Source organism: Mucilaginibacter inviolabilis (assembly GCF_011089895.1).
GTDB classification, from domain to species: Bacteria; Bacteroidota; Bacteroidia; order Sphingobacteriales; family Sphingobacteriaceae; genus Mucilaginibacter; species Mucilaginibacter inviolabilis.
The window spans coordinates 389,261-402,066 of sequence record NZ_JAANAT010000001.1 but is presented as its reverse complement, the minus strand read 5'-3'; the positions used below and the strand labels follow the sequence as shown (position 1 = coordinate 402,066).

General features: G+C 40.6%; 11 protein-coding genes. 6 read left to right on the top strand and 5 right to left on the bottom strand.

The window, feature by feature from the left end; translation table 11 throughout:
- Positions 1-65 precede the first annotated feature (65 nt).
- Complete coding sequence (locus tag G7092_RS01495; protein ID WP_166085497.1) at positions 66-551, top strand: hypothetical protein; 486 nt, start codon at positions 66-68, stop codon at positions 549-551.
- A gap of 57 nt (positions 552-608) precedes the next feature.
- Here G7092_RS01495 and G7092_RS01490 read toward each other — a convergent pair whose 3' ends face one another.
- The 3 genes from G7092_RS01490 to G7092_RS01480 form a co-directional block, all read right to left on the bottom strand.
- The gene (locus G7092_RS01490) at positions 609-1,394 is read right to left on the bottom strand and encodes a murein L,D-transpeptidase catalytic domain family protein (protein ID WP_166085495.1); all 786 of its coding nucleotides are present in this window, start codon (positions 1,392-1,394) and stop codon (positions 609-611) included.
- A gap of 516 nt (positions 1,395-1,910) precedes the next feature.
- Entirely contained in the window at positions 1,911-2,492 is a 582-nt protein-coding gene (locus G7092_RS01485) for a nitroreductase family protein (protein WP_166085493.1), read from the bottom strand.
- Between the two features lie 253 nt (positions 2,493-2,745).
- Positions 2,746-5,178: an alpha-ketoacid dehydrogenase subunit alpha/beta gene (locus tag G7092_RS01480; RefSeq protein ID WP_166085491.1), complete on the bottom strand. Its 2,433-nt coding sequence runs from the start codon at positions 5,176-5,178 to the stop codon at positions 2,746-2,748.
- 159 nt (positions 5,179-5,337) lie between these two features.
- On the opposite strand from G7092_RS01480, the gene G7092_RS01475 reads away from it, so the two are divergent.
- Positions 5,338-5,736, top strand: coding sequence for a DUF1573 domain-containing protein (locus tag G7092_RS01475; RefSeq protein ID WP_166085489.1), 399 nt, complete (start codon positions 5,338-5,340; stop codon positions 5,734-5,736).
- A gap of 134 nt (positions 5,737-5,870) precedes the next feature.
- Positions 5,871-7,097, top strand: a complete 1,227-nt coding sequence (locus tag G7092_RS01470) for a pyridoxal phosphate-dependent aminotransferase (RefSeq protein ID WP_166085487.1) — start codon at positions 5,871-5,873, stop codon at positions 7,095-7,097.
- Between the two features lie 138 nt (positions 7,098-7,235).
- On the opposite strand, the gene G7092_RS01465 is transcribed toward G7092_RS01470, so the two are convergent.
- Entirely contained in the window at positions 7,236-7,973 is a 738-nt protein-coding gene (locus G7092_RS01465) for an SDR family oxidoreductase (protein WP_166085485.1), read from the bottom strand.
- 93 nt (positions 7,974-8,066) lie between these two features.
- Here G7092_RS01465 and G7092_RS01460 point away from each other — a divergent pair, with 93 nt between their 5' ends.
- The gene (locus G7092_RS01460; RefSeq protein WP_166085483.1) at positions 8,067-8,420 is read left to right on the top strand and encodes a winged helix-turn-helix transcriptional regulator; all 354 of its coding nucleotides are present in this window, start codon (positions 8,067-8,069) and stop codon (positions 8,418-8,420) included.
- Between the two features lie 143 nt (positions 8,421-8,563).
- Here the strand turns inward: G7092_RS01460 and G7092_RS01455 are convergent, their stop codons facing one another.
- On the bottom strand, positions 8,564-9,484 hold the full coding sequence (locus G7092_RS01455; RefSeq protein WP_166085481.1) for an NADP-dependent oxidoreductase: 921 nt from the start codon (positions 9,482-9,484) through the stop codon (positions 8,564-8,566).
- 265 nt (positions 9,485-9,749) lie between these two features.
- Between G7092_RS01455 and G7092_RS01450 the strand changes: the two genes are divergently transcribed.
- Together G7092_RS01450 and G7092_RS01445 are read left to right on the top strand one after the other, a co-directional pair.
- Positions 9,750-12,149 carry an ABC transporter permease gene (locus G7092_RS01450; RefSeq protein WP_166085479.1) on the top strand — a complete coding sequence of 800 codons (2,400 nt, stop codon included), beginning with the start codon at positions 9,750-9,752 and terminating at the stop codon, positions 12,147-12,149.
- Positions 12,150-12,251: 102 nt separating this feature from the next.
- Positions 12,252-12,743: a cupin domain-containing protein gene (locus G7092_RS01445; RefSeq protein ID WP_166085477.1), complete on the top strand. Its 492-nt coding sequence runs from the start codon at positions 12,252-12,254 to the stop codon at positions 12,741-12,743.
- Positions 12,744-12,806: the final 63 nt, after the last annotated feature.

Here is a 12,806-nt window from a genome sequence, read left to right as displayed (position 1 = left end):
AAAATAACAGGTTGAAATCTTGCATGTTGCGTTAATCTCAGAATTAGAATGTTTATTAGTTTGATATGACTGTAAAATATTTAAAGGAATTACAAGCAAATAGTACACTTCCAACTTCAGGGACGCCTGTCTTAAATACCATTGAAGGGATTTCATTAGATGAAATTGCAAGCCTCGAAACAATATATAATAATGGGAATCATTTTCCAACAGTACTAAAGGAACTTTTTTTTCTTGCAGGTAAATATTGTTACTTATTAGATTATGGATTAACCGATTCGCAAGCAGAAATGCAACAGGATGTAAGGGGTTGGCTACAAATCCATAATAGATTATTGATTCGACCTTTTACTGTGATAGACGTCTATAATGGCCCTGACGGATTTCTTTTTGTTTATCTAGACGAGGGTATAGACCCAATTGTTTACAGCGCATTTTTACCCGTTACTACAAATGAGTCTTTACAGTGGTTGAAAAGTTTAAACGTTAGGCTTTCTCGGTTTATTAGCAATAGACTACAGAAAGTCCTAAGTGGCTATAATCCATTTTAGTTAGCTCCCGCTAGTTTTACTTGCGGGAGCTAAAAATCTTGATACTTGATACCAGAACTACAGTCTTGCTAGATCAAAAGCGGTGGTATCCGCCGCTATGAAGTTGAGCGGACCTGTTTCGTCCAGGTATTTGGAAGTGTAGCTATCATCATTGCCATTGATAAATAATACCGTTTTATCCTTGATTGTATTAATCACGGTGTTGGCAAGATGGGCAGGTACCGCCGGGCAGCCAAAGCTGCGTCCAAGGTATCCCTGATGATTAATGGCAGCCTGACTTACATAACTGGCGCCGTGAATCACAATATCGCGCATGCGGGCATTGCTGTTAAAACCCTCGTCAAGACCATCCAAATGTAAAGAGCGGCCATGTTTGCCCATATAAACCTTATCTGTAAGGTAAAAGCCCAAACTGCTTTGGTGCGAGTCGTTCCTGTCAGAAAAACTGGTGGCCATTTCTTCACCACTGCCCTGTCCGTGTGCTACCCAAGTATTGAGTAACAACTGCTTACTGAAGAGATCAATAATCCACATACGTTTTTCGCGGCTCGATTTGGTAAAATCGACCACTGTTAATACAGAACTGCTTTGTGGTAATTGGTGATTGAGTTTTAAATTGGTATAACCTGTAATCGCTTTTTCAAATACATCAAATGTCAAACCGGTTTGCTGTAAGCTGGCCGCCTGATATAAATTATTTACATACTGATTAAATAATTCTTTTGCATTTAGAGTTGAATTTACTTTTCCATCTGATTTGTTCGCACCTACGGATCTCCAACTAACAATAGTTGTAGCTAAAAATAGAACCGAGAATGTGACACACCATAAGTGTTTCCTCATACTTGTGTTGAGTTTAATTTTAAACAATAATTTAAATTAGCAACAGGTTAAGTCGGTAACTGACCAGAATTAGGAGCCGGCCAATTACAAATGTATAAGTTTTTACTTAACTCAAAATCATTTTAGGATATTTTTTTACTAAAATGAAAATAAGTTTAAGTTAAAGCAATTAAGCTCGAATTTATACGGAGAAAAACGACAGAAGGTTAAGAATTATTGTTTTGAGGGAAAAATAAGTGGTGGATGATGAAAGATTGAAAATATCGAATGCTGAATTTTGAATGTGGAATAATGAAGTTTACTCTATCTCTGATATGTCATTGCGAGGAGGTACGACGTGGCAATCTCATAGCTATTCTAATCAGTTTATTCATAAGACTTACGAAGTTTTGAAAACTTCGTAAGTCTTAAAATTCGAACGCAAGGAGATTGTCACGCCGCGCTCGCAATGACATGGTGGTTGTCTTATGTTTTATACTTCCAGGTATGTCAGCAATGACCTGTTTGTTATGTATTTTACTTAACCCAGTTGATCTTTTCTTCTAGCGGGGTGTTTCTTCTGCCTTCGGGATATTGATCGGCGTAGCCAAGATATAGTACACCGAGTACATTATCTTCTTCGCGTAGTTGCAAAAACTCTTTCATGCCAGGCTTTAAAATGGCGCCGCCGGTGCTCCAGAAAGAAGCCGCATTAAGGGCCGTAGCACCAAGCAATATATTCTGGATAGCACTGGATACTGCTGCGATCTCTTCAAATGGAGGAATTTTAGGCAGATCGCCGCGTTTCATGGTTACGATGATCACATGTGATACCTTATCACCCTGATGCTGCAGATTATTGTAAGTCAGCTCGTTAAAATCCTCTGACTTAACTCCTTGTTTATATATTTCAGCATGTTTATGGCAAAAATCGGCTGGATTTTCGTACACAATAAAGCGCCATGGTTCGGTATAACCGTGTGTTGGCGCCCAATCGGCCAATTCTAATAAGGCAGAAACCTGCTCATTAGGTATTTTTTGCCCGTTCATAGCAGCCGGCTTTACAGAACGGCGCGTTTTGATAATATTTGATATAGTGGTGAATGTTGTAGAATCCATAATGTTTGTATATAGAATAGAATGGCTGCAAACTTAAAGATTTAAGCCCAAAAATCGAACATGAGAAAATGCCTGGATAACGAAAATAATGTTCAGCTGAAAGCTCGCGAGAGCAAGAGATTATTACAAAATGTCATCCCGAATGAGGAACGAAGAGGGATCTTATACAACTTAATAGCTTCACGTACAAGATTTCTCCTCGTTCCTCGTCGAAATGACAACGTTTTTATTCACTAACTCAATAATCCACTAATTAAAATATCGGCGGATATTTAGCAGGGTTAGCTTCATTCATCATGGCATATACCGCTTCGATCACATCATCAACAGATGGTTTGCTGAAATAATCACCATCGGAACCATACGGAGGACGGTGTTCTTTAGCGGTTAACGTTCTGGGCTGTGCATCAAGAGAATAGTAACCATTTTCGGTTTCTACAATCTTTTGAACAATATAGGCTGATGCTGCTCCCGGTACATCTTCGTCAACCACCAATAATTTGCTGGTCTTTTTTAAAGAAGTACCACAAGTATTGTCGATATCAAAAGGATACAGCGTTTGTGGGTCGATAATTTCGATGTGTATACCCATTTTATCAAGCTCAACAGCTGCTTCCTGTACGATACGCAGGGTTGATCCGTAAGACACAACAGTGATGTCTCCGCCCTCTTTCAGTATCTCAGCCTTACCCAATGGAACGGTAAATTCTCCTACATTTTCAGGAAGTTTTTCTTTTAAGCGATACCCGTTCAGGCTTTCGATCACGATGGCCGGTTCGTCGCCCCTTAACAGGGTATTGTACAAACCAGCGGCCTGGGTCATATTACGGGGCACACAAAGATGAAAACCACGCATCGAGTTTACGATCATACCCATTGGCGAGCCTGAATGCCAGATCCCTTCGAGCCTGTGGCCTCGTGTGCGGATAATCAGCGGTGCTTTTTGCCCACCTTTGGTACGATAGCTCAAACTGGCAATATCATCGCTCAAAACAGTCATGGCATAGATGAGGTAATCAAGGTATTGAATTTCGGCAATTGGGCGTAAACCGCGCATAGCCAAACCCATACCCTGCCCTATAATAGTAGTTTCGCGAATGCCGGTATCGGTAATACGCAGATCGCCGTACTTGTTTTGCAAACCGGCAAATCCCTGGTTCACATCGCCGATAGCGCCTACATCCTCGCCAAAAGCTACAATGCTTTTATCGCGTTCAAAGTGAGAATCAAAACAAGCATTTAATATCTCACGACCGTCAAGCAAACGTGCATCTTCACTATAAATAGCCGGCACAAGAGGCACATTTAAAGGAGATTGTGGAGTTCCTGAAAATAATTTGGAATCATAACGCTCCTTATTTTTGGCGGTTTCTGCTTTAAGCCAATCTATCAATACTTGTCTTTCGGCTACTGTTTCATGTACGGTTAGGCGGAGGGCTTTACGCACGGAACCTACGGTATCTTTACGACCGGCATCATAGCTCGACCGTAACTCGGTAGCAATACTGGTAATTTCCTCTTTAGCAGCCACGGTGTAGGCCAGGTTGTCAATTAAGCGAGCGGTTTCCTCAACTTCAACCTTAATGATATCACCCAACTCGGCGGCAGCTTCGCGCTGGCATTCCCGTACATATTTTTTAGCTTCGGCTTCCAGTATCTCCAATTCAGCTTCAGTAGTAATTGCCGAAGAGATCATCCATTCGCGCATTTTAAGCAGGCAATCGTGTTCCTCTTCCCAGGTCAGGCGGTCTTTTGATTTATAGCGCTCATGTGAACCTGAGGTGGAGTGGCCCTGCGGCTGTGTCATCTCCACTACATGGATCAATACCGGTACATGCTGCTCGCGGCATATGGTGATAGCACGCTCATAAGTTTCGCAAAGGGCGATATAATCCCAGCCTCTTACTTTAAATATCTCATAACCGTTGGAACCATTTTCACGCTGAAAGCCTTTGAGTATTTCGGATATATCTTCTTTGGTTGTTTGCAGTTTTGCCGGAACGGAGATAGCGTAAGCGTCATCCCAAACAGAAATGGCCATAGGCACCTGCAGCACACCAGCGGCGTTAAAGGTTTCAAAAAATAAACCTTCGGATGTGGAGCCATTGCCTATAGTTCCAAAGGCAACCTCATTACCTCCTACAGAAAACTGTTTCAGGTATTCCAGCTCTTTATTCTGACGGTATAATTTTGATGCGTAAGCCAAACCCAGCAAACGGGGCATATGACCGCCCGTAGTGGAAATATCTGACGAGCAATTCATGGTTTCAGCCTGGTTAACCCAGGTACCATCGGCGTTCACAAAACGGGTTGCATAGTGGCAATTCATTTGCCTGCCGCCAGATGCGGGATCTTTTTCAATATCGGGGTTGGCATAAAGCTGGGCAAAAAACTCTTTCAGGTTGCTCATCCCGGTAGCAAACATAAAGGTTTGATCGCGATAGTATCCCGCGCGCCAATCGCCTGCGCGGAAGGCTTTGGCCATGGCTAACTGGGCAACTTCCTTGCCATCGCCAAAAATGCCAAACTTAGCTTTACCCGTTAAAACCTCTCTCCTGCCTATTAAACTTGCCTGACGGCTTTCGTAACCAATACGATAATCGTCAATCACAATTTTCTTGAAATCATCAAAACTCAGTTCTGCAGTATTAAATTTACTGGTTGCACGTAAGGTAGATTCGGGCATATATAATTTCGTTTAGACGGTAAAATTATAAAATTCTATTCTGTATTTTGCAAACTAACAATAAAACATGGAGTTTAACTAATAGTTTTTATTTTGGGGTAAACCTTATATATTTGTTTTACGTTAAACCTTATATATTTGTATTAATCAAATAACAGTATGAAAAAAATATTAATGATTTGCGCAGTAGTTTTAGGTTTTGCCTTTACTGCATCGGCACAGGATAGCCAAAAAGCTGAGTTTAAATTCAATGAAGAAAAACACGACTTTGGCAAGATACCTCAGGGTACTCCTGTAACCACCGTTTTTGAATTTACCAACGTTGGTAAAGAACCCCTTATTTTGACAGAAGTAAGACCAACTTGCGGTTGTACCATTGCCGATTACACCAAAACTCCGGTAAAAGGTGGCGAAAAAGGCACTATCAAGATCACTTATAATGCTGCTGCCGCTGCGCCTTTCAACAAAACTATTGTTGTAAAATCAAATGCAGTTACGCCAGAAAAGTATCTGAACATTATTGGTGAGGTTGTAGCCAAACCCGCATCGAGCAAATAAAGCACAGCAAGCTGCTGATGATGCCCCTTGCTAAACAGGGGATAAAAAATATAAAAAAAAGACCCTTTTTGAGGGTCTTTTTTTGTTTAAGGAAGTATGCCATAACAATACTTTCTTTTTTATTAATTTTGCACATGCCAAAAATATCTCAAAAAGGGCAGCGAATGCCCGCATCGCCTATACGTAAGTTAACACCTTATGCTGATAAAGCTAAGCTGGATGGTAAAAAAGTTTATCATCTGAACATTGGCCAGCCTGATATTGAAACCCCTGAAGGCATGCTGAATGCCATTAAAAATATTGATTTTAAGGTTTGGGCCTACACCCCATCCGAAGGAACACTGGTTTACCGCAAAAAGCTTACAGAATATTATAACAAACTGGGTTACAACATTACACCTGATAATATTATTGTAACTACCGGAGGCTCAGAGGCTATCACCATATCCATGATGGCATGTCTTGACCAGGGTGATGAGGTGATTATCCCGGAACCATTTTACGCTAATTACAATGGCTTTGCCAGTCAGAGCGATATAGTAGTAAAACCCATACTTTCATTTATTGACAATGGTTTTGCCCTTCCTCCTATCAGTGAATTTGAAAAACTGATAACCGATAAAACCAAGGCTATTATCATCTGTAACCCCAATAATCCTACAGGGTATTTATACTCCAAAGAGGAACTGGAAGCCTTGAAAGAACTGGCCCTGAAATATGATCTGTACCTGTTTTCGGACGAGGCATACCGGGAATTTTGCTATGACGGCCGTACTTTCATCTCTCCTATGCACCTGGATGGATTAGAAGAGAATGTAATTGTAATGGATACTGTAAGTAAACGTTACAGTGCTTGTGGCGCCCGCTTAGGTTGTTTGATCACTAAAAACAAAGCGGTTTTAACTGCTGGTTTAAAATTTGCGCAGGCCCGCCTGAGCGCCGGTATGGTGGAGCAGATTGCGGGTACCGCGGCTGTTGACACTCCGGATAGCTATTTTGAAGCCGTAAATAAAGAATATACTAGTCGCCGGGATACCTTAGTAAGTGCACTGAACAAAATAGATGGCGTTTACTGCCCTAATCCAGGTGGCGCTTTTTATGTAGTAGCCAAATTACCCATTGATAATGCCGATAAATTTTGCCAATGGATGCTGGAAACTTTCAGCTATAATAACCAAACCGTGATGATGGCACCAGCCACCGGCTTTTACAGCAGTCCCGGAGCCGGACTTAATGAGGTACGCATGGCCTACGTTTTAAAAAATGAAGACCTGCAAAACGCCATGATATGCCTGGAAGAAGCCCTCAAAGTTTATCCCGGACGTGTGGTGAACAATGAGCAGCTTGCAGAAAGCAGGTAATTATCAGAAAAATATTTAACAATTAAAGCCCGCTAATCGCGGGCTTTAATTGTTAATAAAATTACCGGTTGAACTTTATATTGGTATCTGATTGGTGGTAATCGTTTAAAAAATCAAGGATGTTTAGAGAAAAGGGAATTATGTAAGTAAACTACCACCATCAACCACTACAATCTGGCCTGTGCTAAAGCTTCCCCTGATCAGGTATAGATAAGCCTCAGCAATTTCATTTGCATCACCAACTCTGCCTGTTAACAATTTGCTTCCAACTTGACTGTAGAATACCTCCCTGGCTGCTTCGGGTATACTTCTTAAGAGATTGGTTCTAACAGTTCCTGCACAAACTGCATTAACTCTTATTGGTGCAAGTTCAAAGGCAAGCGCGCGTGTAAGCCCATCAATAGCACTTGCCATTCCTGCAATCACCACTGTTCCTTTCCTCGGTTTTCTCCCAAGGGCACCGGTTGTTAATGTAATCGATCCTCCCTGTCTTATTAGTGGAGCTCCATGCTTAGCCGCCATAACCGCCCCCCAAAAGCGCAAATTGATAGATTGTTTTGCCTCATCAATGTTCAATCCCAACAATTCGTTAAATTTCAACTCATCACCGGCTGTAAAAACGAGATGGTCAAATTCGCCTATCTTTTTGAAAAGCTGTTCTATCTGCTTTTCGTCTCCAAGATCAGCAACGAAACCTTTAGTTTCTTCTGGCAATTTGGATAAAGCGTCGTTTACCTTTCGCCGGCTGCTTGAAACCACAACCACTGATGCCCCTTCCTCTGCCACAGCTAATGCTGTAGCAAAACCAAAACCTGATGTACCACCTAATAGAACAACTTTTTTACCTACCAAACTGCTTTCCCTATCATTTTTCATACCTCTTGTCAATTTTATGTTTGAAAGAGGCAAAATTATCAGGCATTGACTATAATTTCACTATTCATTACCTTTAGGATAGTGACTATAATTATGGAAAAACCAAAATGTGAATCAGAACCCACCATTGACAGACAATTAGCATTAAAGGATGCAATTGAATTATTGAGCGGTAAATGGAAAATTGTTATTTTGAGAAGTTTGTACCTTTATTCAGCTATGCGATTTAAAGATTTACAGGAAACATCGAAAGACATAACACCAAAAGTATTATCGAACGAATTGCAGCAGTTAGAAGATAATTTACTAATCACAAGAACTGTGAATAATACAAGGCCTATTACAGTGTCCTATGCGCTTACTGACCATGCCATTGAAACTCTGCCCGTCATTAATGCTTTAATAGAATTTGGTCTGAAGCATAGAAAGAAGATTAAATGCAAGTAATTAATTGCTTTTCATAGCATACTTTATAAAAATGCTGTAATACAAGACTGAATAATTGGTTCGAACTCCGTAGAATTCGAACCCTTGCTCAATTAGCAAATTACCAGATAAAAGCCAACTTTTAAAACTAGCAATCAAGCCTATTAACTTACCTGTAATACCACTTTGCCATTAAGCCCTCCTGCTGTAACCAGATCTTGTGCTTCTGCAGCAGCTTCCAGGTTCAGGACTTTGATTATCTGCGGCGTAATTTTATTTTCCTCGACCAATTTTTTACCAAATGCTAATTTTTCAAGTTTTGGTACAGAATTGATAAACTCGGCATTGATACCATATTTTTCGGCCTCTTCATCTGAAGTAGGCATAACAATGCTAATTAACCTGCCACCCTTTTTTACCACCGCGTATGATTTCTGCAGTGTTTCGCCTCCTACTCCGTCTATAACCAGGTCAACATCATGCACTAATTGGCTAAAATCTTGTGTTTTATAGTCGATCGCTTCATCTGCCCCTAACGATTTAATAAGATCTTTACCCTTTGCCGAAGCCGTACCTATAACATAAGCACCTAGTGCTTTGGCCATCTGAACCAGTGCGATACCAACAGCACCTGCTGCTCCATGAACTAACACTTTTTGTCCCGCTTGCAGATCCGCGCCTTCTATCAGTACACTATAGGCGGTATTCAGCGGAACAGCCAGCGCTGCTGCTTCATTCAAGCCAACATTATCCGGAATTAAAGAAACATTTTTTTCATCTATCACGATGTATTCAGCATAGGTGCCGCCAAATGTGGTCGCGAATACTTTATCACCTTTTTTTAAGCGGGTTACATTCTCGCCGGTCTCCTCTACCGTTCCTGAAAAATCAGTACCGGGGACGAAGGGAATTGGAATGGGTATAAATTGCTGCATAGCACCCGAACGAATTTTCATATCAAACGGATTAATAGTTGTAGCCGCTATTTTAATGAGCACCTGGCCAGCCGCCGGTGTAGGCTTAGCTATGTTTTCTATTTTCAAAACGGACGAATCTCCGTACCCTGTCATTTGAATTGTTTTCATATTTTTTATAGTTATACACAAATGTAACCGATTAACATCCATGCCATATCTCCTAGAGGTAAATAAAAGTCAATCCAGACTTTTTTAAATATCATACCTCTTTTGTGTTTCATCTATCCGCTTTTGATACACATCTGCGTTCGCTTCTGATACAATGCGGCAATGGATATTATATATAAATAGTTAAAAATCAATAAATTAAAAGCTTGGCATACATTTTAAGACAGTAGTTTAGTTTTCCTAACCCTAATAGAACATTAAACCGATGATCAAGAACTATTTTAAAATAGCCTGGCGCAATATCTGGAAAAACAGTGTTTTCTCAGCAATTAACATTATAGGTCTGGCTGTGGGTATGGCCGCATTTATGGTCATTATGATGTTTGTTGCCTACGAAAAGAGTTTCGATAATTTTCATACTAAAAATATTTACCGTTTAAATGAGGTACAAACGGTGGGTCAGGAAGGTACAACACAAAAAGTTGCCTTATCCATGTTTCCGATGGGACCGGCTTTAAAAATGAAGTTTCCCGAAATAAAAAATTTCACACGGATAAACTGGCACGAAAAATACCAGATGACCTATAACAATGAGCGGATGTTTTTGCCGGAGGCATTTGCGGTCGACTCTACCTTTTTCCAGATCTTTGATTTTAAACTGATCAGCGGTGATCAAAAAACAGCTCTTAGTAAACCCAATAGCATTTTACTTACCGAAAAAACGGCCAAAAAACTATTTGGCGATGCCAACCCTATTGGCAAAACCGTAACTCATTATGGCGATGACACCGTTTCTTTTGCCGTTACCGGAGTGCTTGCCAATATACCCCAAAACTCGCAATTGCAATTTGATGCCTTATTTTCATTCAGCAGCATTTATAAACCCTGGATGTTTAAGAATTGGGGAGGCAATTGGCTAAATACCTATCTTGAACTTGCACCTGGTGCTAACCCGGCATTACTGGAAAAGAAATTTCCATCTTTTATTACAGAGCACCTGGGTAAAGACGGAACCAAATACATGAAATTATTTGTTTTGCCTTTAAAAGATGTACATGCCAACTCGGCCGATATTGGCTTGGATTATATAAACTATCAGAAATTTGATAAAAAGTCGACTAACCTGTTCGCCATTATCGCCTTGATTGTACTGATCATAGCCTGCGTTAATTTCATTAATCTTTCAACAGCCCGCTCGGCCGAAAGGGCAAAGGAAGTGGGTATCCGCAAATCTATAGGTGCGCATCGCTTTCAGCTGGCTTTTCAATTTTTAGGAGAAACCGTGCTGATCTCGTTTATCGCGCTGGTTCTTGCAATTACCCTGGTTGAGCTGGCATTACCCTATATTAATCACCTGAGCGATAGAAAAATAAACTTCAATGTATTTGGCAGTCTTGGTGCTATATCTTTTGTATTTGGGGGTACCGTACTTATCGGTCTTATTTCAGGTATCTACCCAGCCATTTACTTATCTTCGTTTCAGGCAGCCAAGGTTTTAAAGGGCTCTGTACAAGTTGGAAAAGATAAAGGATTGCTCCGGAATATCTTAGTTGTTATACAATTTAGCAGCGCTATTTTTTTAATGATAGCCACGGTATTTGTACTAAGGCAATTAAGGTTTATGCAAAAACAGGATCCGGGATACAATCGTGAGCAGATAGTTAATATACCGTTGGACAGGATTACCACCAAAAAATACGAACTATTTAAAAACGAATTATTAAACAGCACTTTAGTATCGGGAGTAACAGCCTCGCAGGATATTTTAGGAAGTCATTTAGATCAAACAGGTGTGTCATTTAAACCTGCCGATGGGCCGCTGCAGCAGTTTGGCACAACGCTGTTGGTGGTAGATGATAATTATCTGGATCTGTACAAAATAAAACTGGTAGCCGGTCAAAATTTCTCTTCGGATAAAAAAATCAACGGCAGGGAATATATTGTGAATGAGGCTCTGGCAAAATCACTATTAAAAGATCAGCCCAAAGCTCCGTTATCTTCACTGATAGGCCTGCAATTTGGCTTTGATTCTTTAGGCACCATTAAAGGTGTTGCCAAAAATTTCAATTTTAACTCTCTTCAGTATAAAATTGAACCTATGTTTATGGTGTGCGCGCATAGCTGGGATTTTAGAAATATTTCTGTTAAAATCAACGGCAGTAATACTGCTGCGGCTATAGCATTTATCAAATCAAAATGGGATAGTCTTTACCCCGATTATCCATTTGAATACCAGTTTCTGGACGATCATTTTAACGAGGTTTACAAAGCCGATAACCAGGTGAGCCAAATTGTAGGAATCCTTGCGGGCTTAGCTATTTTTATTTCCTGCTTGGGACTGTTCGGTCTGGCCTCCCATTCTGCCGAAAAGAGAGTAAAAGAGATAGGGGTACGAAAAGTGTTGGGTGCCTCCGTGCAACGAATTGTACTACTGCTTTCGGGCAATTTTTTAAAACTGGTGCTGATTGCCAATATCATTGCGTGGCCATTGGCCTGGTATGCGATGGATAAATGGCTAACGGGCTTTGCTTACCGTATCAATGTTACCTGGATAACTTTTGCGATTGTAGCGTTTATATCGGTATTGATAGCCTTGGTTACTATAAGTTTTCAATCTATCAAAGCGGCAATTGCCAGTCCGGTAAAAAGTTTAAGAAGCGAATAGCCTGGCTTTACACATCTGTGGGAAAAGGTTATATGAATTGTCTGGCACTCTACATGCAAGTAAAGTACATTTATGGTATTATTACATTAAACCCATTTTGTGATGACAAACCATATAACAACCGTAAATGAAGATCAGGGAGAAAGCCTCTCTGTAGTAGGCGACGCTTATCGCATCATTGTTTCGGGCAAACAAACTGAAGGGGCTTATGCGGTTATTGACATGCTTGTGCCGCCAGGAGGTGGGCCGGGTCCTCATGCTCATGCAGATATACAGGAATTATTTTACGTAATAGATGGCGAAATTGAGTTTAAAACCGAAGCCGGAAAATACACTGCAAAAAAGGGAGCTTTTGTAAATGTGCCTAAAGGCGGCGAAGTACATTGTTTTAAAAATACCAGCACTCAAACAGCTCATATGCTATGTACAGTTATCCCAGCTGGTTTAGACGCTTTTTTTGAAGAAATAGGAACCCCGGTTGCTGCAGGTACATTTTTACCTCCGCCGGCTTTCAGCAATGATGATCTGGCCAGATTAAACCAATTGGCAGAAAAATATGGTCAAAAACTATATCCCCCCGATTATCTGGATTAAAAAATTAAAAAGGCTACTAAGCCAGAGCTTAGCGGCCTTTTTTAATTTTCTCCTTTTTTTTAC